Origin of the sequence: Microbulbifer variabilis ATCC 700307 (assembly GCF_000380565.1) — a bacterium.
Lineage (GTDB): Bacteria > Pseudomonadota > Gammaproteobacteria > Pseudomonadales > Cellvibrionaceae > Microbulbifer > Microbulbifer variabilis.
The window spans coordinates 71307-96045 of sequence record NZ_AQYJ01000027.1; the positions used below are offsets into that span (position 1 = coordinate 71307).

Below are 24739 nucleotides of genomic sequence, written 5' to 3' on the forward strand. Positions count from 1 at the left end.
TAATAGCGCACAATATTCGTATAATTATTCACCGAATCTTACAAATGAAGTACACAGAAGCAGTTTCATGACCGTAAAAGCCCGAAATCGTCTACTAGCACTGCTCTGGCTCTGTCTCGCCGGGACGGCCGGCGCAGCCATGACTCTCGCCAGCATTTATCTTTACTTAAAGCCCGGGCTGCCCTCCGTTGAGAGTCTGCGCGACATTCGCCTGCAGACTCCCCTGCGAGTCTATTCACAGGATATGAAGCTTATTGGGGAGTTCGGGGAGAAACGACGTAACCCGATTACCATTGAGCAGACGCCAGAGCCTTTTATCAAAGCGGTTTTAGCTGCCGAGGATGCGAGTTTTTACTCTCACAATGGTGTTTCAATCAAAGGCTTGATCCGCGCGGCTTCACAACTAATTCGAACCGGTTCAATTCAATCGGGCGGTAGTACCCTGACCATGCAGGTGGCGCGCAACTTCTTCCTGAGCCGGGAACAGCGCTTCGTACGTAAGTTTAATGAGATTCTGCTATCTTTACAGATTGAGCGCGAACTCAGCAAAGATGAAATTCTCGCCTTATATATCAACAAAATTTTCCTGGGTAACCGCGCCTACGGCTTCCAGGCCGCCGCTCATGTGTACTACGGCCGCGATATCAAAGACCTGAACCTGGCCCAGTGGGCCATGATGGCGGGCCTTCCCAAGGCGCCCTCCACATTCAATCCAATTGCCAATCCGACCCGTGCCCTGGTGCGGCGTAATTGGATTTTGAAACGCATGCTCGATCTCGACTATATCGACCAGGATGAATACAAACACTCCATTACCGCTCCTGTGACCGCCAGCTACCATAGCCGCGACCTGGACCTGGATGCCCCCTATATTGCCGAGATGGCACGCAAGGAAGCGGTGGAGCTATTTGGTGACAGCGCATATACAGATGGCTACCAAGTCATCACTACTGTCGATAGCCGCCTCCAGGACGAAGCGCGCAAAGCCCTTCAGCATGGCCTGGAAACCTATGATTCACGCCATGGCTATCGTGGTCCCGAGCAACGCCTACCACCTGAGCTGCTGCACGATAGCGACCAGTTGATCGATCTTCTCAATGAAATACCAGTCCTGGGAGGGCTTGAGCCAGGGGTAGTAACGGCAGTAAAGCCCAAGCTACTACAGGTTCAGTTACGGGATCGCCGGGTTGTAGAGGTTCCCTGGGAGAATGGACTTAAATCCATTCGCCCCTATATCTCCGAAAGTGCTCGCGGACCACTTTTGCAGTCCGCAGACAAAATGTTTGCCCCCGGTGACGTCGTTCGGTTACGCCGCATTGAAATTGATAAAACTGATGAGGACCAAGCTGCAGTTCAAACTGTGAGCGTGGCGGAAGAAGTGCCTCAACCCGATCCTTTCGCCAGTCCTGAAGAAGAGGGTCCCGATCCCCAGGATCCCCAGGTCACCGAAGAGTGGGAGCTGACCCAGGTACCCGCCGCCCAGGGAGCCTTGGTTTCCATCGCCCCTGAGGATGGCGCAATACGCGCATTGGTGGGCGGTTATGACTTCCGCCAAAGTCACTTCAACCGGGTAACCCAGGCGGCACGTCAGCCGGGTTCGAGCTTTAAACCCTTTATCTACGCATCGGCTATCGAGCGGGGCTACACTGCCGCCAGCATGATCAATGATGCCCCGATTATTTTTGAGGAAACCAACCTTCAAGATGTATGGCGCCCCGAAAATGATGGCGGCACATTCTTAGGCCCAACCAGATTGCGTATGGCACTCTACAAGTCACGCAATATGGTCTCCATTCGCCTGCTGCAGGCTCTGGGACTGGACTATGCCTTGGGCTTTGTGGAGGGCTTCGGCTTTGAGCGCAGCAAGCTGGCACGCAACCTGACTATCGCGCTCGGCAGCTCGGCTCTGACTCCATTAGAAATGGTTCGTGGCTATGCCGCCTTCGCCAACGGCGGTTATCGGGTGGAACCCTACCTGGTGGACCGAGTGCTGGATGTTAATGGCAAAATGCTCTACCAAGCTTTACCGCTCACCGTTTGTAACGACTGTCCAGAGCCCGGCAACGAACCCCAGGGTTTTAATCGGGAACCTGTGGATCTGGCAGTGTTGCAACAGGAAGGGGAAGGGCCAGATCAAGGCGAGACGCCCCCAGAACTAGAGGTTCTTCCTGTCGGCCCTATGGACCCGACAAAATCCCAGGCAAGGCCACTGGCGCCGCGTGCCATGTCACCAGAGACAGCGTACATCATGGATTCCATCCTCAAGGATGTGATCAAGAAAGGCACCGGCCGCCGTGCACTCGCCATGAAGCGCGGGGATATCGCTGGTAAAACCGGAACTACCAACGGACCCCGCGATGCCTGGTTCTCGGGCTACAGCCCCTACCTGGCCACCAGCGCTTGGGTCGGCTTCGACTCCTATGGCGAACTGGGCAAAAATGAATACGGTGGCTCTGCAGCCCTACCTATCTGGATAGACTTTATGACGGCCGCGCTGGAGGGATTGCCGGAGCGTCATTTGGCCCAGCCCGACGACATTGAGACCGTACGCATCAACCCGGAGAACGGCCTGCGTACTTCCTATGGCGGCATGTTCGAAATTTTCCGCACCAATCGGGTGCCCAGCCGCGAGGTCTACAACCCCTATCGCAACCGCTATACGGATGAAGATCGGGATATGCCCGGACGGGAACAACCGAGAGAATCCCTGCCGGAGGAACTATTCTAGTAGATTTGCTTCGGCAAATATGAAGGGGCATTTGCCAATTACAAAAATAAAAAGGGGCCTAATGGCCCCTTTTTTAACACTCTATCCAAAAAGATATCGCACTATTTGGGAGTAGCCTCAGTCCATCTCACAGTACTTAAGACAGGCCCGCTCCAGTCCCTGTAGATCGGGGATCACAGCTTCTTCACCGGAAAGTGCCACGTGCATCAACTCACCAGGATTCAATGTATGCTCACGCAGAGCCAGCTCTTCTGGAGTCACCCGTACCAGTCGAGGAGTCCCCTGCAGAATGAGCGCAAAATACGGCAGGTCACCATCAGGGTTACCACTGCTTAGCACCGCAATACGTCCATTTTCAGAAGTGCTACTGAGAGATTCACCGCGCATCACATCAAAAGACAGCAGTGGCAACCTCTGCTCACGCCAGATTAAGTCTCCGAGATACCACTCGGGGGCGTCGTACACAGCCACAGGGGTCTGTATCGCAATGACCTCAGAGAGGCTTTCTACGGGCACCAGCATCTGTCCCTGTTGCAGGGGCAACAACAAACTGCTCACTTCCTGCGGAACATCTACTGACAGTGCTTCAACTTCACTCATTGCCTATCTCTTGTCTATAGTCTTCGAGGCCGCTTCAGCTGCCAACAGCTGAAGCACCTGCGTATTCACGGATTGCCTCAAGTAAAACATCTTCCTGGTATGGTTTGCCCAGGTAATGGTTTACCCCTAGCGACATGGCATGATCCCGGTGCTTGCTACCGGTACGCGAGGTAATCATCACGATAGGGATATCCCTTAAGCGACTGCTGGAGCGGATATGGCGCGCAACCTCAAAACCATCCATACGTGGCATTTCTATATCCAGCAGAATCAAATCGGGAATCTTGTCTTGAAGCTGGATCACCGCATCCTGGCCATCTTTGGCGGTACTTACCAAATAACCCTCGCGCTCAAGGAAACGCGAGGTTACCTTACGTACCGTCACGGAGTCGTCCACCACCATCACTGTTTGCTGGCGATCTTCCGGTTCGGGCTTAGGCTCAGCCTGCAGCTGCAACTGTGGCATTTCCGGGCGAGCGAGCTGAGTTGCCTGGCGGCGCAGCAGGGCATGTGCATCGAGAATCACAACCACGGTGCCATCACCGGTTACTGTAGCTCCAGAAACTCCCTGAACCCCCGCAAATTGTGGCCCCAGGCTCTTCACCACAATCTCCCGGCTGCCGCGGATAGCGTCAACCTGCAAAGCCATGGCGTGCCCTTCTGAACGCACCAGCAAAACTGGCAGCTGCATATCGTCAACACTGAGTTTGGGCTGGGCACCGGACTTCAGTAGGGTACCGAAGTAGTTCACTTCATAAAGTTCACCGGCGTACTCAAAGCGCGCATCCTCGGAACGGTAGTAATGCTCCAGCTCAAAAGGGCTGAGACGCACAATACCCTCGATAGTATTCAGCGGTAGGGCGAATAAGTCCTCACCGATTTTTACCATCAAGGCGCGGTTAACAGATACCGTAAACGGCAACCGCACGACAAACTCAGTTCCGGCACCTGCTTCGGAGTTGATATGTACACTGCCACCGATCTGCTTGAGTTCGGCGGAAACTACGTCCATCCCCACACCTCGACCGGAAATCTGGGTTACCTTTTCTGCAGTAGTAAACCCCGCCTGCAAGATAAACTGCAGTATCTCGTTATTGGACAGCTCAGCATCCGGGCGCATCAAGCCATTCTCGACGGCCTTCTCCCGCACCCTGATTAAGTTAACTCCGGCGCCATCATCGCGAATGGTCAAAACCACTTCGCTACCTTCTCGCGCCAGGGCTACATCGATACGACCGCGCTCTGCTTTACCAGCTGCAAGACGTTCTCCCGGCATCTCGATACCGTGGTCCACGGCGTTGCGTAACATATGTTCAAGTGGCGCAACCATACGCTCGAGCATGGATCTATCCAGCTCACCCTCCACGTTGGAGAAAACGAGCTCAACCTGCTTGCCAAGCTCGGCACTCACCTGACGCACAATACGACGCAAACGCGGTACCAGACGGGAGAAAGGCACCATGCGGCTGCGCATCAGGCCTTCCTGCAGCTCGGTATTCACCCGTGACTGTTGCAACAACAAAGTCTCTGTATCACGCGCTTTGTTATCAAGCGTTGAGCGCAGTTCCATCAAGTCAGAGGTAGACTCCAATAGAGAGCGGGACAGCTGTTGAATAGATGAGTAGCGGTCCATTTCCAGTGGGTCAAAGTCACCATCTTGTTCCGCCAACTGCTCCTGGCGGAAGAGAATTTGTGCTTCGGTTTCCCGGTCCAGACGGCGCAGCTGTTCATTGAGGCGCAACAGAGTTGCATCCATCTCGTCCAGGGCCAGGCCGAACTCACTCATCTGCTCTTCGAGGCGACCACGTGAAATAGCAGTCTCACCGGCAAGGTTAACCAGCTCTTCCAGAAGCTCAGCGGCAACACGTACCATTTCCTGGGGTTGGTTACGAGTAGGAGTCGCAACCTCTGTATTGGTAGTGCTGGACTTGCGAATAAACGGCAATACGTTCCCGCCTTCCGGGTTTTCCACTGGCTCCGGCAGCAGGGAAGGTATGTCGGATGAGTCGATCGGGGTCTGACCCGGCAACTCTACTGTCGGCATAGGCTCTTCGACAGCGTTGTTTACCTCTCCCTCGATTGGAGGTGCTTCAACGGGCATTTCCTGCAGAGGCGCTTCGCTGCCAGAAACCTGCACTGCAGCTGCTGACGCAACATGTCGATCTGCCCAATCGGTACTGAGCAATTGAACGAAAGCTTCCAGCTGCTCACCCACCATCCAGGCGCGTATGGTTTCAACCCCGTCAGCTATTCGATCGTGGATACGGTGAGCATCGGCAAAAAATTCTGGCGTGGGGCGCGTATTATCACGCATACCCTCAATGACAGTTTCAAAACGGTGGGCAACTTCACCAAGCCCCATCAAGCCAGCCATACGCGCACCACCTTTAAAGGTATGCAACACCCGCTTCAAGGCTTCCGCTTGTTCGTGACTTTCTGGCACGTCCTCCCAGCTCTGGATCAACTCTTCCAGCTCGTCGGTAAGATCACCGGCCTCCTCCATAAAGACATCAACCACATCGGGATCAATGTCAGCCAGCAGACGCTGTTGTTCCGCAACCCGGTCTTCGCTGTGGATAGCAGCTGGCTCAGCAACCAAAGAGGTCGCCGTTACAGGTTCCTCCGCGATTGTAAGTTCCTGAGGGATATCGATAAGCTCCGGATCAGGGTGCTCAGTGATAGCTCTATCGGCACGACTATCAGCTGGAGTCTCGGAGAGTGCCTGATACAGGTCATCCAGTGTGGGTTCCTGGGCCTCTTCTGCTTGGGGCTCAGCCACTTCAATATTACTGTCCGGCTCAATGACTTCAGCTGTTGGCCGCGACTCATAATCATCCGGCTCGAGTACTGGTTGCTCCGCTTCAATCTCTACAGCGATAGCTACCTGCTCTGACTCCTCTTCTGCGGATGCGACAGAGTCCAGCTCTTGGGGCTCTATCCCCAATTCACTCAGATCGTAGTCTTCCTCCGCAGCCTCGACAGTTGCCTCGTCCTCCGCCAGATAGCGCAGCGCCTCTTCAACGGCTTCACTCACTTCTGGCAGATCCTGGGCTGCAGCCACGGCATCAACAAGGTCGAGCAGCTCATTGTGTCCTTGTTCCAGAGAAGCCCAAAGTGCAGGCTCCTCCTCAAGCTTGCCGGCCAGCACCTTGCGATAAACAGCCAATAGCAATTGTGCTAGTTCGGCCAGAATGGGCAACTGCGCACGACTGGCAGCCTCTTGCAGGACGTCCAGCTCTTCAGCAACTTCGTTGACTTGAGTTTTATCCGTGGGATTCGCTCGCCATTGGTTGAGCATCTGGTCGGCATCCAACAGAACCCGCATGCCATCGGCCATCAGCACCGCAAGCAACTGTGGGTCTACCGCTTTCGGTTCGTTGGCCTCGCGCTCACGTATCAGATGGCCTACAGAGCGCTCCTGCAATTCCGCTACGCGAGCAACAAACTGCTCAGACTTTTCTACCTGAAGGAGCTCGGCCGCGCGAATCTGCCCCAATACCTGACGAACATAGCTGGCACCATCACCGATCAGCTCGAAGATATCCGCATCAATGGGCACCTGATAAATGCGCAGTTCTTTCGCAAAGCGCTCCAGCGGCGCCATCATCTCGGCAACCACCTTAACTTCCGCCATGTGGGCAGAGCCTTTGAGGGTGTGCAACGCGCGATGGAGCGGATCGCTTGGTACTCCATATACCGGGGCAACTGCGCGCATTTCCATGAGGAAATCATCAACAACAGCGAGGTGCGTCTCAGCTTCCTGGGCGAAAATCTCCCAAAGCTGCGCGCGATCGTCGCTGTTGTCATCTTCAACAGTATCGCTCGTTGAGGCTTCACCAACATCCAACGCCAACAGCTCTTCAGGGATCTGCCCCTGACTAAGCTGCTCAGCCCAAGCCTGCAATTGCAGGGTAAGAGGCTGATCTGGGTCCCCTTTGCCAAGGCGGAAAGCCTCAACCATTGAGGGCAGTTTTTGGAAGACCTGCTCAATCAGGAGTACATGGGCCCGCTGAGGCGTGACGCTGTCATCAATCACCCGATTCAGCATATTCTCCACTGACCAGGCGAGCTCACCGATGTCCAGCGCCTCAACCATACGGCCGGACCCTTTGAGGGTGTGGAAACCACGTCGGAATTCCACCAGAGCATCAGTATTGGCAAAATTTGCCGCCCACTCAGGGAAGTAGTTGCCTATATGGGTAAGGACTTCACTGGCCTCTTCGAGGAAGATTTCAATGATCTCATCGTCGATCAAGCTTTCGCTGTCGTCCACAAATACCTGGGGTTCTGCAGACTCTTGGGCCGGCCCCTCAACGGGTTGAACACTAGTTTGCTCCCCTGCCGGTACGGGCGCCTCAACTTCCGAAGTCTCAACAGCGGAATTCTCTACCGCTTGTGTAGCTACTTCAGCCTGTGCATTTACCCCATTATTTGAGAGCCTGTCATCGTCCTGATCAGCCGTAGTGGAAAGCTCTTCTTTGGCAACGCGTGGAGCAGAAACGGAAATGGATTCCGCTTTGGTAACATCGTCTCCACCGGCAACACTCTCAAATGGTAATGTTGCTTCTTCATCAGTGTCGCTGCCACCCGGCAACTCATTAACTGCTTCCGATTCTACCGATTCAGGTACAAAAGTATGGTGATCGGTTGACTCACTTCCAGTTTCCCCGGATATGGCAAATTCGGGGTCAAGCAGATTAAAGCCATCATCCCCCTCCTGACTCTCCACAGTGGCCTGCGGTGCTTCGTCCTGGGGAGCAATTACTTCCGAAGCCTCAGTCTGAGGACTTTCGAGGGCAAAGCCCAAGTTGGCCACGCTATCCTCAGCCAGCGCCAACAGCATTTCAGTATCTTCCAGCCCCTCTGAGCGGCGCTCCAGATAATACTCGACACTGGTTATCGCATCAGCCAGGGTATCGAGCATGCGCCATTCAGGCTGTTCAGCTTGCTCGATTAGGGATTTATTAATGTAACGGTTACAACAGGCAATAATTTCACCAGCACGCTGGTAGCCTACCATTTCCAGACCACCACAAACTTCCTGCAGACGTTGCGGTACCCGGCTTAAATAGCTGATATCCCAATGGCTGGCGACATACTCCATTACCGCCTCTTTCACGGCCTCAAGGCCCAGGCGCGCCTCGCGCAAAACTGAGTCGGTGGCATCTCCCATTATCGGCTGTTCATCATCGACCTGCTTATTGCGGTCAACAGTGGCAGCAAGGGCCGAATCAAGCTGTACCAGCTCACCGGCAGCACGCAGTAGGTATTCCTCGACATCGGTGCCGCGGGAGGCATCACGCAGATATTCATAGATGCCGCGGGCGCGGCCGCGCTGCGCCTCCAAGCCAAGTACGCCAAGGGTATCTGCGATCCGCTTGGCAACTGCAGCGGTATCACTTAACGGTGGTTGCTCACTGGCGCCACTCGGTTCCAGCGCCTCGCGAACCAATTGCAACTCTTCCCGCAGTGCGGCGATCGCAGTACCCAGAGCCTCAGGGCCCATGGCCAGCACGTCCTCTGTATCCGGTCGTGGTGTCCCCGGAACCGCTTTATCCAAGGCAAAACGCTGGTATAAATCCTGACAGCGCGGGCCATTTGGGCCCGCCAGGTATACATAAAAAAGAAGGTTTCGCAGGAAATCCGCATCAAGGCGGGCATCCAACACCTTGGCACCGCGCCCCTGCAATAATCGGAATTCCACATCTACACGGCGCAACAGATGGCGAAGGGCCGGCTGGACATTGATGCGGTGCTCGCCGAGCGCCTCCAGGAGCCCCAGTAGAATCTCCCACTGAGATTGGCGCCGACTGCCGCTATAAAGCAGCTGCATTTTCTCAATGATTTTATTCAGGTACGCCAGACTCTCACCACTGTTCACATCCCGAATCAGGCCGGCAGCTGCTACGTGATACATTTTGCGTAGCTTTGTTACAAGCTCCTGCAAACGTGCACTATCAGCAGTCAGTGGTTGGCGCTTGCCACTTATACGATCCAGGGAGGATAGGTCTGGAGAGAAGAGCGCACCCTCGGTGATCAGGCGCTCACGGCGGACCGCACGCAGGTCATTGAGTAAGGGTAACAGCAGGACTGCGTTATCACGACGCTGAAAAGAGACCTTCTCAAGGTAGAGCGGCAACTCCAACAAAGCGCGCATAAGGAATTCGCGCGTTTCGTCGGTGTTTTCAACACTGCCACTGGCAAGGGCCTGTACCAGTTGTTCCATCTCTTCGGCGAGCATCGCTGCGCCACTGAGTTGAGCCATATGCAGGCTGCCGTGTACCTGGTGAACCAGGGACAAACTATTCTGCAGCAGTGTTGCACCCGCTTCTGGATCCGTGGCAAATGTCTCGAGGAACTGGCGCGCCTGCGCCAGGGTCTCGTTGATTTCACCAATCAGCCAATCCAGGGCCATGAAGTTCGGATTGTCGTGACTCACGCCGAGCCCCCAATAATTCATTCTCTACACAGGCGCTATACCCCGATGCGAACCTGAATCCGCGATTATCTGGAGGGTACTCCGTGCGCCCCTATGTGCCCGGTCTCCAATTGGCTACCGGGTTTTATAAGTGGGTTAGGCCAGAGCCCGATCTTCACGGGACAAGGAATCGGATTCCTCGCTATCGATAGTGAAAGTCTCAGCGTCCATCTCCGGCAGTTCCACATCGTACAGTTCACTGTTCGTCTCAATGCTCTCGTCTTGTGGCAGCTTGAAGCCGGCAACAGATTCACGCAAGGCACTGGCGGTTTGTGCCAGGTTACCAATGGACTGGGCAGTAGCCTGGGTACCAGCAGAAGTCTGCGAAGTAATTTCCTGAATCACGTTCATCGTGTTGGAAATATGACCTGCAGAAGAGGCCTGCTGGCGGGCAGCGTTGGAGATGTTCTGGATCAAGGATGCCAAGTTACTGGATACGCTTTCGATCTCTTCCAGGGCAACACCGGCATCCTGAGCCAAGCGGGCTCCACGTACCACCTCAGTGGTGGTCTGTTCCATGGAAATTACCGCTTCGTTGGTATCAGACTGAATGGCTTTAACCAGGCCTTCAATCTGCTTGGTAGCGGCGGCGGAACGTTCCGCGAGTCGCTGAACCTCGTCCGCAACCACCGCGAAGCCCCGACCAGCATCACCAGCCATACTCGCCTGGATGGCTGCATTCAAGGCCAGGATGTTAGTCTGGTCAGCAATGTCGTTAATCAGGCTTACGATATCGCCAATCTCCTGGGATGATTCACCCAGACGCTTGATTCGCTTGGAGGTGTCCTGAATCTGCTCGCGGATGTTATCCATGCCTTTAATGGTGTTCTGTACCACCTTGGCACCGTTACTCGCGATATGTACCGAGCGCTCGGCTACCTGGGCAGATTCAGAGGCGTTTGCAGATACCTGGTCAATGGTCACCGCCATTTCATTCACCGCCGCAGAGGCTCCGGCAATTTCCTGTGCCTGGTGTTCAGAGGCTTCGGCTAGATGCAGCGCGGTCTGCTGGGTTTCCTGGGACAGACCGGATACTTCCTGTGCAGCTCCGTTGATTCGGGATACCAGAACGCGCAGCTGGTCGATTGTAAAGTTGATGGAGTCGGCAATCGCACCGGTGAAAGCTTCTGTTACTGTCGCGGAGGTAGTCAGGTCACCATCGGCGAGGTCTGCCAGCTCATCCAGCAGCTGCATAATGGCCTGCTGGTTACGTTCGTTGGTATCGGATTCCTGTATCAGGCTGCGGCGGGTACCGGAGAACGCCATTCCCATCATCGCAAAGATCAGAAGCACGAATGCCGCTGCCAGAATGGTGATGGTCATATTGTTTGGCTGGCGTTCGTCCGCCAGGTTTACGATGCGGTCATTCAGGGTACTCAGGGCTTCGAGCAGCTGCGGCGAAGAAGCGATAATGCCGTCAGAGGCCTGGCGTGTTGCAAACAGGGCTGGAGTCGCCTCAAATATCTCGCGTACAGAGGAACTTACGAATTCAAACAGCTCAGTAATTTCATCCAGAGAGCGGCGTGCTTCTTCATCGGTAACGCGGGAGATGCCCATCACCACATCACCGCTCTTCATGCCATCCACCACTTTACCGAACAGGCTGGCATCAGTATTGAACTGATCAGCGGCCGACTCCGCATCGTCACCGCCCTGCAGCATTTTGTCGATATTCCGACCGATACGCTCCGCACGCCATACCTGCAACTGTGCCTGTTCCACCTGATTCGCCGGGGCATTGTTGGCGAGCAGTATCTCCACAATATTGTTGTGCTCTGCCTGCAGTTCAGGCAGCGAGGCACTAAGCGTGGTAGCCACATCGTTTAGGAAGATAATGGTTTCCTTGTTACCGATAATGGTATCTACCTGCTCGCGCAGTTTGCGCCAAACGGTACCATAGGTAGCCAGTTCAGCATCGAGAGCTTTTCGGCTCCCTTTATCCATACCCTGTAACTGGTTCCAGGCACTGGCCATCTGTCCAGAGACCTTTTCCAGTTCCGCAAATGCAGCATCATCACCGGAAGTAGCCGCAGGTGCGTAGGAAACCACCTGATAGGAAAGTGCACGCAGTTCCGCGACTTGTTGCAGGTATTCTTTATCGCGATCGCTGCGGGTCTGCACCAAATAGATACTGACAATCAGTCCCGCCAGTACGGCGAGTACCAGCAGACCCAAACCCAGCGCGGCAGGGTTACTGCGCAACGCGGAAAAGGAACTCTGGGAGCCTGTTTTCATAGTTTACTCCTAGCGGGCCCTAGCATGAGGCCGGTTAAATACCACTTTTTACTTTTAACGCTTTAACGACAATGGCCCTCAGCCAGTGCGGACATCCCTGCACCGCTTGCGGGTCATCCCCAGCATCTCGATACGAAATGCTGGAAATAATCAGATTGGATTTTTAATGGACAGCGGCATCCATAAAGCGGGAATCACTAATCAAAGCCCGCATGTCGAACACCAGCCATCGGTCCTTCTGCAAAATAAACTGGCCATGCACCATCGGCGCAAATGGCTCAATCAAATCTGTTGGAGCTTCCCGGGCATATTCAAATGCCAGGTGCTGCATTCCGTGCAACCTGTCGACAATCAGTCCCACATAGGTTTTATCTCGCTCCAACACCAAAACACGACGCTGCTGACGTGGCCCGGTGAGGTTGCCACCATAAAAGGCAGCGAGATCAATCAGGGGTAACAGGCGGCCACGTACATTGGAAACACCTTTTACCCAGGGTTCCACTCCAGGAATAAAGGTGTACGGTGGCACTTCGAGCAATTCCACAACGTCATCCATAGAGGCGACAAAGTTATGGTCTAGAAGAGAAAAACCGATTCCGGTCCAATAGGGTTTGATTTCCCGGCGCCCAGGCAGGCCTGTGGCCTGCGCCTTTGCGCGCCGTGCGATATCAACAAGAGCTAAATAAGGTGTTTGTGACTGCACTTTGAGCAGCTGACCGTCAGGCCAACACCTCCTCAATGGCACTCAACAATTTGCCTTCATCCACAGGCTTGGTCAGGTAGGCCTTCGCACCCTGACGCATCCCCCAGACACGATCCGTGTCCTGATCCTTGGTGGTAACGATAATGATTGGAATTCCAGCTGTGCTACCGTCCTTGCTCAACTGGCGAGTGGCTTGGAAGCCGTTTAGACCCGGCATCACAATATCCATCAGAATTAAATCCGGGCGCTGCGTACGCGCCACATCCACACCATTTTCACCATTAGGTGCAGTAATTACTGCGTGGCCGTTCTTTTCCAGAATCGTGGTGAGTTTGTGTGTTTCGGTAGGAGAGTCATCAACTATTAATACTCTTGCCATCATTTCCCCCATGACATCTTCTAATCGGCAACTGTGCAACAACGACAGCGCTTGGCGGTATTATTGTCATTATCTTTGTTAGCGTGTGCCAAGTCTGCACTTACTACCAATTTACTGCCTGACTACAGGATTTTTTCATCCTGATAGATGAAAAAATCGCGCTTCCCTCAATATAAATCCTGCCCTGCGGCAGGCTTGTGGCCTCCACAGGGCCTTATTCTTTTTATGTGCGCTGTCAAGCCGCGTGGTGCGGCTTAGCATGGGCGGAAATAGCGCCCAAAAGTTCACTCTTGCTAAACGGCTTGGTTAGATATTGATCGCAACCAACTACGCGCCCTTTTGCCTTATCGAACAAACCATCCTTACTCGACAGCATTACAACAGGGGTAGAGCGGAACTCACTGTTATTTTTGATCAGTGCGCAGGTTTGATAGCCATCAAGACGCGGCATCATAATATCGACAAAAATAACATCCGGACGGGAGTCCGCGATTTTTGCCAGCGCATCAAAACCGTCGGTTGCTGTGACTACAGTACAACCCGCCTTTTGCAACAACGTCTCAGCAGTGCGGCGAATTGTCTTACTGTCGTCAATCACCATTACAGTCAGACTTTCCCAGTTAAGCTCCATAGTCTTTTTTGAATCCCCTGTTTACTTATTTTCGGGCACGCGAAAATTTTTTACCTGCACCCTTATTTGGACCGCCTATGGGGCCTGGGTGTCTCGCTTAGCCAAGATCGCACACTGGATGGAACTTTTATCACAGAACCCCAGGTGAATCTAGCAGAGTCGACATACCCCTAGCGATGCAGCTCAAATTATCACCACTTTGCACGCCCTCCCGGTCGGAGGTGTTAAAAAGTTGCACCTTGACGAAGCTGCTCTTACCTTATCCATCTTAAAAATCGGGAGTGGCCATACTACTAAAGCCACAACCACCGCGGCGCGGGATGAAATATCCCATCAAATATGGAAGCCCATATGAATTACTCCCTCGGTGTGGTGATGGACCCCATCGCCCAAATCAATTTTAAAAAAGATACGACACTCGCACTGTTACAGGCCGCACAAGACAGCGGTTTTCAGTTATTTTATTTCGAGCAAACAGACTTGTATCTGGACAACGGCCGGGCAATTGGCAGGGCACGGGCCCTCAAAGTATTTGACGATTCCAAGTGCTGGTTTTCCCTGCAGGAGCCCCAGGAAATGCCGCTGGGCGAACTAGACACTATTTTGATGCGTGTCGATCCCCCTTTTGACAATGAGTACATTTATTCCACTTATATTCTCGAGGCCGCACAACGCGAAGGTGCGCTGGTAGTAAACAACCCCCAGTCCTTGCGCGACTGTAACGAGAAAATTTTCGCTACCACTTTCCCGCAGTGCTGCCCACCTGTTCTGGTAAGTAGGGATATGCGCAGGCTGCGTGAATTCCACAAGGCCCACCAAGATGTAATCTTCAAACCACTGGATGGCATGGGTGGCGCCGGTATTTTTCACTGTAAGCCTGATGGTGCCAACCTTGGTGCAATATTGGAAATGCTCACCAAACATGGGCGCCAGCAGATCATGGCGCAACGCTATATTCCCGAAATCAAGGATGGTGATAAACGGATTCTTGTTGTCGATGGTGAAGCGATTCCCTTCTGCCTTGCGCGAATTCCCGAGGCGGGTGAAACACGCGGCAATCTGGCCGCTGGTGGGCGTGGTGAAGCGCGCCCACTTACTGATCGTGACCATTGGATTGTGGAGCAGGTTGCCCCCTCTCTGAAAAAGAAAGGGCTGCTTTTTGTCGGCCTGGATGTGATCGGCAATTACCTCACCGAGATCAATGTCACCAGTCCAACATGCGTGCGTGAGATTGATGCGGCTTACAATACCGATATCGGTGCACGACTAATGAGCGCCATCACACACCGATTGGCACAAAAAGGGTAAACTGGGCGCTTAATTTTAAATTAACCCAGGCTGTTTGCCAGTGAACGGACCGGGCGGAAAGCCGAGCAAAAGCTCGGCAACAAAAGCAGTAATCGATAACAAACAATGAATTCCACCGCCAACACGACGCCACTTAACGCAGCCCAACGCGAGCGTTTTGTGTTCTCGCTATTTCTCGCCGGCGCCATTCATGCGCTTTTGATTTTTGGCGTGGCCTTTACCGATCCTGAAGGGCGCCGAGCGGCGCCTACTCTGGAAGTCACACTGGCCCAACATAATTCTGCACAAGCACCGGAAGACGCTGACTATCTGGCACAATATAACCAACTAGCCAGTGGCACTGCTGACACCCCCAAGGAGTTATCGAGCAATCGCCGCGCGGAGTTTGACGACACACAAATTCACGATGTAAACCCTTTGCCGCAGCAACAGGCCGCTCGCCCAGCTGATCAGCGCCGACAACTGATCACCACTATTGGCAATAGCCCGCAGCAGGCTCCGGAACTCCCTGCCGAAGACAAATTTTCTGAAGAAAAGCGTGGCGATGCTCCTAGTGATTTGACCCGCACCAATCCCGAGATCGCCAGCCTGCAAGCCCGCCTGGATAAAATCCGCCAGACAATCGCCCAGCGCCCACGGGTGCGCCGCCTAACTTCAGTCGCAACCAAAGCATCTGCAGACGCCACATATCTACACGACTGGCGCCAGAAAGTAGAGGCCATCGGCAGTGACAACTTCCCCGAAGAGGCCCTGCAGCAACAAATTACTGGCAGCCTGCGTATGATGGTACGCCTACTGCCCACGGGCGCGGTAGAGGAGGTAGTCATCCTTGAATCCTCCGGGGAGCGAATTCTCGATGATGCCGCCCAGCAAATTGTTCGCCTGGCGGCGCCCTTTGCACCTTTTCCTGCTGAAATTCGCAAGGACGCCGATCGCCTGGAAATCATCCGCACTTGGCGCTTTGAGATGACCGGCTTCTCCACCAGTGCAGGTGAGCTGCCCGAGCGCGGCTAAACTTGCGTTTCACTCAGGCAACCTAGAATCAAGCTATGCCCAACTCCAATATCGACAGTGACCTAACCCACGGCAGCTTGCGCGGCCAGTTCCTGCTGGCCATGCCCGGCATGGAGGATCCGCGCTTCAAGCAAACTGTGGCGCTTATTGTCGAGCACAATGAAGAGGGCGCCATGGGTATAGTGATCAATGCCCCCAGCAAGGTTCACTGGAGAGAGGTGTTTGAACAGTTATCCCTAGACGACACCAGCCTGCGGGGCGAGGAAGCCGTACTCCTGGGGGGGCCAATGTCACCGGAGCAGGGCTTTGTACTGCACGGCGCCGGGATCAAATTTGACTCGACCACCGAAATCAATATGGATATCAGTCTCACCGCCTCCAAGGACATTCTTGAATCTCTCGCTGCCGGACGCGGCCCGGACGATGTGCTACTGGCCCTCGGCTACGCCGGCTGGGGCCCGGGACAGTTGGAACAGGAGTTGGTAGAGAACGCTTGGCTGACCCTGCCAGCGGAACCCGAAATCCTATTTGCCACCCCCGTGGAAAAACGCTGGCAGAGCGCTGCGGCGCGTCACGGTATTGACCTCTCCGGCCTCGGTTCACAGGCTGGACACGCCTGATCACTCCTCTTGCAGTAAACTGCCCGCCCACATGTTTTACAATGAAAACTGCCCGGCATATGAATAAACCAGTTACCGCCCTCGCCTTCGATTTTGGCACCCGCTCTATTGGCCTCGCTTTTGGCCAGAGTCTGACTGCCAGCGCCAAGGAGCTGCCCCCACTGCCAGCGAAGGACGGCAAGCCGGACTGGGAAAAAGTTCAGCGTTTAATTGACGAGTGGCAACCGCACTACCTATTGGTCGGCCTTCCTCTGAATATGGACGGCACTGAGAGTGAATTCGGCGCGCGCGCGCGCAAGTTTGGCCAGCGCCTGCACGGGCGCACCGGGTTACCAGTGGAAATGATTGACGAACGTCTCAGTACCCGTGCCGCCAAGGAAGAGGCCGCTGAGCGAGGTCACCGCGGCAGTTACGCCGACAACCCGGTGGACTCCATTGCCGCACGCATTATTCTTGAAGATTGGCTACGAGCCCGTGACCGATAATTACCCGCTCCGAATCCCGCCATTGGAAACATGGTAGGCACCTGTCTGATAGAATTGCCCTCCCACTCAACCAATTGATCGAGCAGTATGTCCATTTCCCGCATCCGTATCGCCACTCGCGAGAGCGCCCTGGCCCTTTGGCAAGCCAATTACGTGAAGGGCCGTCTGCAGCAGGCATATCCCGAGCTTCTGATTGAATTACTGCCTATGACCAGTCGTGGCGACCAGGTTTTGGATATCCCCCTCACCAAAGTTGGTGGTAAGGGGCTCTTCGTGAAAGAGCTGGAGGTGGCAATGCTGGAGGGGCGCGCAGATATCGCCGTACACTCCATGAAAGATGTACCTATGGAGTTTCCACAAGGCTTACACCTGCCTATCATTTGTGAACGCGAAGATCCCCGCGATGCATTTGTCAGCAATCTCTACGGCAGTTTTGAAGAGTTGCCCCAGGGCGCAGTGGTAGGCACTTCAAGCTTGCGTCGCCAGTGCCAACTTCTAGCACAACGCCCTGATTTACAGGTCAAGTTTTTGCGCGGCAACGTAAATACTCGTTTAGCCAAGCTCGATGCCGGGGAATACGACGCGATTATCCTGGCTGCTGCCGGCCTGCTACGCCTGGAAATGCCAGAGCGCATCCGCAGCTTCCTCCCAACGGATCTACTGCTGCCCGCCGGTGGCCAGGGCGCCGTAGGCATCGAAGCCCGCTGCGATGCTGAGCTGGAAGCACTTCTACAACCCCTGCATTGTGTAGAAACTGCCTCTCGCCTCCGCGCCGAACGCGCCCTGGTCAAGCGTTTGAACGGCGGCTGCCAGGTACCTATTGGCTGCTACGCCGAATTGAATGAAGACAGCCTGTGGCTGCGAGGCTTGGTAGGGAGCCCCGACGGTACAACCATGATTCGCGCCGAGTGCCGCGGTGCTGCCTCCGACGGAGAGACCCTTGGCACCCAGCTGGCGGAGCAACTACTAGCCGGTGGCGCCGACAAAATTCTCGACGCTCTCTGAGCACTCTTAAAATGCCCAATCACCTGCGTGGCAAGCGTATATTAACCACCCGCCCAGCTCACCAGTCGGGGAGCTGGTGCGCTCTGCTACAGGCAGAGGGCGCTCAGGTGGAAAACATTCCCATGCTGGGTATTGAGCCCCTCGAGAGCGACGATGCCCGACAGGCAATCAAAAAACGTATCCTCGATTTTGATCAAGTGGAAGTGGCAATTTTTGTCTCACAGAACGCCGTGCACTATGGAGTGAATTGGCTGGAAGACTACTGGCCACAATTACCACAAGGACCGCGCTACTATGCAATCGGCGCCGCCACAGCAAAAGCCTTGGATGCTCGAGGCATTCCCTGTGAGCAAAGCGGCGCTCATATGAATTCTGAGGATTTGCTTGGCCTGCCATCGCTGCAGGAGATTAGCGGGCAGCGTATTCTTATTTTCCGTGGCAGTGGCGGGCGCACTTTGATTGGTGACACCTTGGGCGCTCGTGGTGCTCGGGTGGATTATTGCGAGCTATACAATCGCACCCTACCCAGTAACTCTCAGGAGCAACTGAGAAAGTATGGCGTTGATGCAGACGCCATTACTGTGCATAGTGGTGAAACACTCACAAATCTATCCTTTTGCATCGAACAAACTTCAATGGAGCAATTGCGCCAAGTAGCGCTTATCTGCCCAAGCGCCCGGGTTGCCGGGCAGGCAAAGGGGATCGGCTTTTCCGTGGTCCACACTGCTATCAATGCCAGCGACAAAGCTATGCTGGAAGCTCTGCAAAGTGCACTGAACTGAGTTTCCATCGGATTCTCCGCCCTATTTGGTAAAAGTTCCCAAAACAGCGCCACCCCGACTATAAAGGCCGGTGCCACTCGCTATAATTCGACGACAATTTTCAGCTTCGCTCCATGCCCATGACCAACGAAAAACCCCAGGACAACAACTCCGCAAAAAAAGTAGCCCCCACTTCCGGGGATACGGGCAAGGCGGAAAGCACAAGTAACTTCGCCAAAGCGACACAAGGGAGGCCCGCTGGAAGTACTGCCAAAGACAGTGGTGGTAACTGGTGGTGGTTAGTATTTTTCCTGCTGGTAGTAGCTCTCATCGCTTTCGTCTGGTTCAGCTGGCCTCAACTAGGCAGTCGTATTAGTGCTTACCTGGGTTTCTCACCATCAACTGGTAATGAGTCACGCCAGGTTACAGATACATCCCAAACGCGGCAGGCTAATACAGAACAACGGGCAGAAGAGCCTACTGAGAAAGCACCAACCACTGATGGGCTGTCGAACCAGGCACATTCTGAATCAGGCTTTTCACAGCCCGCTCAAACACCCGGCCAACCGACCACTCCATATCCTAATCAGCAGCTCATCCAGCTGCAGCAGGCCGATGCCAGCCTACGCAATCAGATTCAAGCACAAGCAAATACTATCTCGGAACTGAAACAGCAACTGGCCAGCATGCAGCGCAGTATCACTGCGCAGGGCAATCGCTTGAGTGAGCTGGGTAATGTGAGCCGCCAGGACTGGCAGCTTGCTGAGGCCGATTACTTACTGCGCATGGCCAATCAGCGCCTTATGCTGGAAGATAACAGCCGCGCTGCCCTGGGCCTGGTGGAGAAAGTCGACAAAATACTCCGCCAAGTTAACCTGCCTGATTTATATGGCGTACGCCAACAATTGGCGAAAGATATCACCGCACTGAGACTGGTCGAGAATGTAGACCGGGAGGGGATTTACGTGCGCCTACGTGCCCTGGAGGAGCAGTTGATCCGCGCCAATATTCAACCGGAATTCACCATGACCCAGACCCAGGAAGAAGAGCCTAAGGCGGAGCCTGCACAAGTCGATCAGGCTCCCTGGGAGCGCAGTTGGCAGCGATTTACCTCCTTCCTCCGTGATTCAGTTCGCCCCATTGATGGTGATATCAACCCTGTCATGCTCTCTCCGCAGAGTGAAACACGCTTTCGCCAGACCCTGCGTTTAAATATGGAGCAGGCGCAGCTCGCTCTGCTGCGCGGCGACTCTAGGGTATACAAGGATGCCCTGGACAGTGCCCGCGAGCTGCTATTGACTTATGGCACTGCCAACGCTCAGCGCAATGCGCTGGCCGAACAGCTGGCTGAGCTAAGCAGACAACCCATCCTGGCGCAAATGCCTGATCTAAACGCCTCACAGTTAGCCCTGTACAACTATATCGAGCGCCTGCATAAAACCTCCGGCCAAGGTGGTCCCGCACTGGAGGAGACAGCTCAGTGAGAAAGGTCCTTTTTATCGCTATAGCGCTGCTACTACTCGGCGCCCTGCTGCCACAAATCAATCAAAATTATCCGGGATATCTGATCATCGGTTTTGGTGGCGCATTGAACAAAGGTTATGAGATGAATCTCTGGTTCGCCATAGTCGCATTGGTGTCCCTGTTATTCGCTTTCTTTATACTGGTCTGGCTCGCGCGCAGTCTGTTTCGGGCGATTAGAGGAAGTGTCGACCGTCTTCGTTTTGGCCGCCAACGTATCGCCCGTCGGAGGCTCACCAGCGGTTTGGTGGAATTTATGGAGGGCAACTGGTCCCGCGCACGGCGGCAGCTTTTGAAAAGTGCGCCACGCTCTGAAGCACCATTGATCAATTATCTGGCAGCGGCGCGTAGCGCCTTTGAACTGGGCTTTCGCGAGGAGGCCAATGAGCTTCTGGCAAAAGCAGAAGCTTGCGGAGAGGATACCCGCCTTGCCGTGGCTCTCAGTCAGGCACGTATGCAGCTCCAGGACAAACATTATGAGCAGTGTATCGCCAGCCTTAAAAGGGCCAAACAACTAGAGCCCAAACATCCCGCCTTACTGCAACTGCTAAAACAGGCTTATTACTCTCTGGGCGACTGGAGCAGCCTGCGTGAGCTTCTGCCAGAGTTGGAAAAACACGCCAACATGCATGATGAAGAATTGCAGAAGCTAGAATTGGAAGTTTACCAGCACCAGTTGAATGAGGCTGCAAACCGCAATGACAGTGAAACATTACAGGGTGTCTGGCACAGTCTGAACGGGCGCTGGCAGCGTAATATGGAGTTGCGCAATCTATATACACGGCTACTGCACCAGATCGGTGACGATATCGAAGCAGAGAAACATCTACGCTGGCTACTAAACAGAGAGTGGAACCCCAAACTGGCTGATTTATATGGCTGCCTTACTGGAGCTGATTCTTCTGCACAGCTTTCTGCCGCCGAGGGCTGGCTTAAGGAATACGGAGAAAGTGCCGACCTCCTCACTTGCCTCGGCCGCCTGTGTATGCGTAATGAGTTGTGGGGGAAAGCCCAACAGTATTTAGAAAAGAGCCTGTTGTTACGTCAAGACCCAGTAACTTCCGCTGAACTTGCCCGCCTGTTCGAAGCGCTGGGAGAAAAAGACAAAGCCGCACGGCTTTTCCAGGAAGGGCTAATGCAAGCGGTTAAAGACTTACCACAACTGCCTATGCCCAGCCAGGACAAACCCCTACTCGGCGTGCATGCCTGACGCTTTTCCCCGCGGGCCCACAATTCCTCGGGCCCTTTTTCTAGCGCAGCCGAATCTCTCTATAGTGTGCATTCTCTGTCACTATTCAGGCAAATAGGATAGGAAGGCCAATGAAACCCCCCAGTTTTTACATTTTTATCAGCATTTTGATATTTAACACTCTAGTGCATGCCTATGCTCAGGCACCGGTAAATAATCAGATCAAACCACAGGATGCACTCCTGAGCGATTACAAATACCCCTATCCGGTAAAGGTATTCCAGCAAACCTGGCAAAATCAGCCTGTATCCCTCGCCTACATGGATGTACCAGCCTTCGGAAAAAGAGCCCAGCGAGGTACTGTCCTACTTTTACATGGCAAAAATTTTTCTGGTGCTTACTGGGAAGACACCATTGATGCGCTTAGCCAGCTGGGTTACCGAGTAGTTGCACCAGACCAGATTGGCTTTGGGAAATCCAGTAAACCCCTACGCCAGTACACCTTGCACAGTATGTCCGCTGATACCAAAGCACTGCTGGATCACCTCCGGATAACCGAGGTTGCGCTGGTTGGCCACTCTATGGGGGGCATGTTAGCAGTGCGCTTTGCACTGATGTATCCACAGGTAGCCCAGAAGCTCGCTCTGATAAACCCTATCGGCCTTGAGGACTGGAAGCGCGTTGTACCCTATGAACCATTGCAAAAAGCTATCGCCAGGGAACAAGCACAAACACCGGAAAGTATCCAACGCTATATGTCCAACGCCTACTTTGCAGGGGAGTGGCAAGCCCGGTATACACCCCTTCTCGGTATCCAGGCCGGTTGGACCCTAGGACCCGATGCCGCCCATATGGGCATGATAGACGCACTTACTTCCGAAATGGTTTTTACCCAGCCTGTACTTTATGAATTTTCCGATCTGAAAGTGCCAACCTTACTCATTATCGGTACCCGAGATCGCACTGCCATCGGCCGCAATCGCGCACCTGCGGCACTTCAGAGTTCCCTTGGACGTTATGATCAGCTGGGCCGGCAAGCCGCCGAAGCAATCCCTAATGCGAAACTAGTGGAACTTACCAACGTCGGACATATCCCCCAATATGAAGCTTTTCCCGCATACTTCGATGCACTGAGCCACTTTTTACAAAAAGAAAATTTTCACTCAGCAAGAGGGAAACCAAATAAGCACACTGGAAAATAAACAGTGATTCTCTATATATAAAATTGCAGATTAAGGGTAAGAAGAATTGTTATCTCCCCTCAGGCTCGGAGAAGAAGAAAATAAACCTTGGGATGAGATTTGTTTGTATTGAATTTTGACTGGATAATAAATTAAGCAGGGTCCTTAGGGTAGGCTCCCTGCTTGCAGAAAACAGACTTGTTAAAGTACAACTGAAATCCAAATAAAGTAACTAGATATTTGCAAACATTCCCGCAAATAGCAACATGGCAAAGAAAGTGATTACCCCCTGCAGTAAAGCAATAAGAATTGCTTTTAAGAAACCAGTGCCTAAAACCAGCATATAGGCAATTGCCGCTAATGGAATCGTTAGTAGGACACCTGCACTGTCACTAACTCCAGGCAACATCCCACCAACAATCCTCTGAATAATTAATGCTAATAACAGAGCAAAAAGACAATAAAAAACCCCTGTATTTCTTGCACCTAACATAGCAGCGGCCAACTTTAATGGCAAAACAAGAACTGCCACCATTATGATTACAAAAATAATCAATTCCATTTTTTACCACTCCTTCATTTTGTATTTATTTAAAAAATCCCCACAATCGATATTTCTCACCAAGTGATGCTTAACTTATCAGGTCGTCGCCAATGGATAAAATATAGCCTTGCAACCAAGGCAGGCTACATCGACGGCACTTTTTTGAACTTATGGCACTAAAGTTCTATATCTCGAGTATCATACTACTTTATTGGAATTTCGTTTAAGCAAACGCATAAAAAAAGATGGCAGGAAAAATCACAGCCCCTCTTTATTCAATGAAATAAGCGTCAGTAATTTTGCTTAGGGAGCAATGACAGCTTATCTACGAACTAACATCATCTCAGGCGGAACAAGACTGCCTGCCTCAATATAGCTTTCTCTGCGTAGCAGTTTGTCGTTTTCCAGTCATTTAAAAGCCAAATCGTGCTGATGATTTACTAAAGAATTTTTTAAGCTTGTAACATCCATAAATGTGAAAGCTAACTGCTCATCACTTACATGGCCTTCTAGCCATAAGCGTGGTTGATTCCCCTGGGGACAGTAATGTGCAGCAAGAAGAGTTCCATTATTCATATGGTATATGGTAAGTGAGCGGGATTGTCCATCATAGATCCAATTCTCAATTAGTACAGCACCACCAGCCATTTGAGAAAAATTAATATAGAATTTCTCCCGATCAGACCCTTCTTTTTTCCAATCCCCCTCAAGAGATTTTATACGATCAAATGCCCATTTTACGTTAGAACCAGATTCGGCTGCATTTACAGCTACAACTGTTAAAGACAGGGCTAATAAGCATGCTTTTAAAAAAACGTAATTTTTTTCTCAACATATTCGACATATCTAATCATTGATCTAAAAACCAGAAAATAAATTTCCACTACTTGTTTTTAAAATATGACCTTTATATTTATTTGCACTTTACTAATCACCTCTGCCAGCTTACAGTTTAAATCCGCTCTATTTTAGTAAATTATTTGACCTATCAATCATAGTCCCGCCTCAAAATATTCAAACGACAAATATATTGCTAAGCTTCTTAACCGGCCAGTAGTCTTTTTCATCGCATAAGCTGATTTAGTATCAACGCCCCGATTCACAACCAAGATAAATCCATCTTTACGTTCAATATCAAAATACATTGACGCAGACAAGTTCAGGTCTGACCCCATTTATCCTGTGAAACCATTGCGATCCTGCCAAAAGAAGCGCTCTGAGTCAGAAATAACTTCTGACAATCGGAAGCGAAACATTCCGTTACACATGGATTCAGAAAATACTTTTCTGTCTTATCTCGGGTATAAATTCCCTAATATTATTAACACCTATGCCTTTTTCTTATTCACCTGGTAAT

Annotated in this window: 17 protein-coding genes; 10 read left to right on the forward strand and 7 right to left on the reverse strand. The window is 52.7% G+C overall.

Annotated elements, in window-relative coordinates:
• The first annotated feature begins 67 nt into the window (after positions 1-67).
• Positions 68-2728 carry a penicillin-binding protein 1A gene (locus G367_RS0113380; protein ID WP_020413645.1) on the forward strand — a complete coding sequence of 887 codons (2661 nt, stop codon included), beginning with the start codon at positions 68-70 and terminating at the stop codon, positions 2726-2728.
• Between the two features lie 117 nt (positions 2729-2845).
• Here the strand turns inward: G367_RS0113380 and G367_RS0113385 are convergent, their stop codons facing one another.
• The 6 genes from G367_RS0113385 to pilG all read right to left on the reverse strand — a co-directional run bounded on the left by G367_RS0113385 (position 2846) and on the right by pilG (position 13754).
• On the reverse strand, positions 2846-3328 hold the full coding sequence (locus G367_RS0113385; RefSeq protein ID WP_020413646.1) for a chemotaxis protein CheW: 483 nt from the start codon (positions 3326-3328) through the stop codon (positions 2846-2848).
• Between the two features lie 34 nt (positions 3329-3362).
• Complete coding sequence (locus tag G367_RS0113390; protein WP_020413647.1) at positions 3363-9743, reverse strand: hybrid sensor histidine kinase/response regulator; 6381 nt, start codon at positions 9741-9743, stop codon at positions 3363-3365.
• A gap of 159 nt (positions 9744-9902) precedes the next feature.
• Positions 9903-12041 carry a methyl-accepting chemotaxis protein gene (locus G367_RS0113395; RefSeq protein WP_020413648.1) on the reverse strand — a complete coding sequence of 713 codons (2139 nt, stop codon included), beginning with the start codon at positions 12039-12041 and terminating at the stop codon, positions 9903-9905.
• 163 nt (positions 12042-12204) lie between these two features.
• The gene (locus G367_RS0113400; protein ID WP_020413649.1) at positions 12205-12744 is read right to left on the reverse strand and encodes a chemotaxis protein CheW; all 540 of its coding nucleotides are present in this window, start codon (positions 12742-12744) and stop codon (positions 12205-12207) included.
• 16 nt (positions 12745-12760) lie between these two features.
• Positions 12761-13123, reverse strand: a complete 363-nt coding sequence (pilH, locus tag G367_RS0113405; protein WP_026305112.1) for a twitching motility response regulator PilH — start codon at positions 13121-13123, stop codon at positions 12761-12763.
• Positions 13124-13358: 235 nt separating this feature from the next.
• Positions 13359-13754: a twitching motility response regulator PilG gene (gene pilG / locus G367_RS0113410; protein WP_020413651.1), complete on the reverse strand. Its 396-nt coding sequence runs from the start codon at positions 13752-13754 to the stop codon at positions 13359-13361.
• 351 nt (positions 13755-14105) lie between these two features.
• On the opposite strand from pilG, the gene gshB reads away from it, so the two are divergent.
• The 9 genes from gshB to G367_RS0113455 all read left to right on the forward strand — a co-directional run bounded on the left by gshB (position 14106) and on the right by G367_RS0113455 (position 22859).
• Positions 14106-15062, forward strand: coding sequence for a glutathione synthase (gene gshB / locus G367_RS0113415; protein ID WP_020413652.1), 957 nt, complete (start codon positions 14106-14108; stop codon positions 15060-15062).
• 105 nt (positions 15063-15167) lie between these two features.
• On the forward strand, positions 15168-16076 hold the full coding sequence (locus tag G367_RS0113420) for an energy transducer TonB (RefSeq protein ID WP_020413653.1): 909 nt from the start codon (positions 15168-15170) through the stop codon (positions 16074-16076).
• 35 nt (positions 16077-16111) lie between these two features.
• Positions 16112-16696 (forward strand): YqgE/AlgH family protein, encoded by a 585-nt coding sequence (locus tag G367_RS0113425; protein ID WP_020413654.1) that lies wholly within the window; start codon positions 16112-16114, stop codon positions 16694-16696.
• A gap of 59 nt (positions 16697-16755) precedes the next feature.
• Positions 16756-17181 (forward strand): Holliday junction resolvase RuvX, encoded by a 426-nt coding sequence (ruvX, locus tag G367_RS0113430; protein ID WP_026305114.1) that lies wholly within the window; start codon positions 16756-16758, stop codon positions 17179-17181.
• Positions 17182-17268: 87 nt separating this feature from the next.
• On the forward strand, positions 17269-18186 hold the full coding sequence (hemC, locus tag G367_RS0113435; protein ID WP_020413656.1) for a hydroxymethylbilane synthase: 918 nt from the start codon (positions 17269-17271) through the stop codon (positions 18184-18186).
• 11 nt (positions 18187-18197) lie between these two features.
• On the forward strand, positions 18198-18968 hold the full coding sequence (locus G367_RS0113440; protein WP_020413657.1) for a uroporphyrinogen-III synthase: 771 nt from the start codon (positions 18198-18200) through the stop codon (positions 18966-18968).
• Positions 18969-19081: 113 nt separating this feature from the next.
• Complete coding sequence (locus G367_RS0113445; protein WP_020413658.1) at positions 19082-20431, forward strand: uroporphyrinogen-III C-methyltransferase; 1350 nt, start codon at positions 19082-19084, stop codon at positions 20429-20431.
• A complete protein-coding gene (locus tag G367_RS0113450) occupies positions 20428-21678 on the forward strand; it encodes a heme biosynthesis HemY N-terminal domain-containing protein (RefSeq protein WP_020413659.1) in 1251 nt (416 codons plus the stop codon). The genes G367_RS0113445 and G367_RS0113450 overlap by 4 nt, the downstream gene beginning before the upstream one ends.
• A 110-nt stretch (positions 21679-21788) precedes the next feature.
• On the forward strand, positions 21789-22859 hold the full coding sequence (locus G367_RS0113455; protein WP_020413660.1) for an alpha/beta fold hydrolase: 1071 nt from the start codon (positions 21789-21791) through the stop codon (positions 22857-22859).
• Positions 22860-23070: 211 nt separating this feature from the next.
• Here the strand turns inward: G367_RS0113455 and G367_RS0113460 are convergent, their stop codons facing one another.
• A complete protein-coding gene (locus G367_RS0113460; RefSeq protein WP_020413661.1) occupies positions 23071-23400 on the reverse strand; it encodes a hypothetical protein in 330 nt (109 codons plus the stop codon).
• Positions 23401-24739 lie beyond the last annotated feature (1339 nt).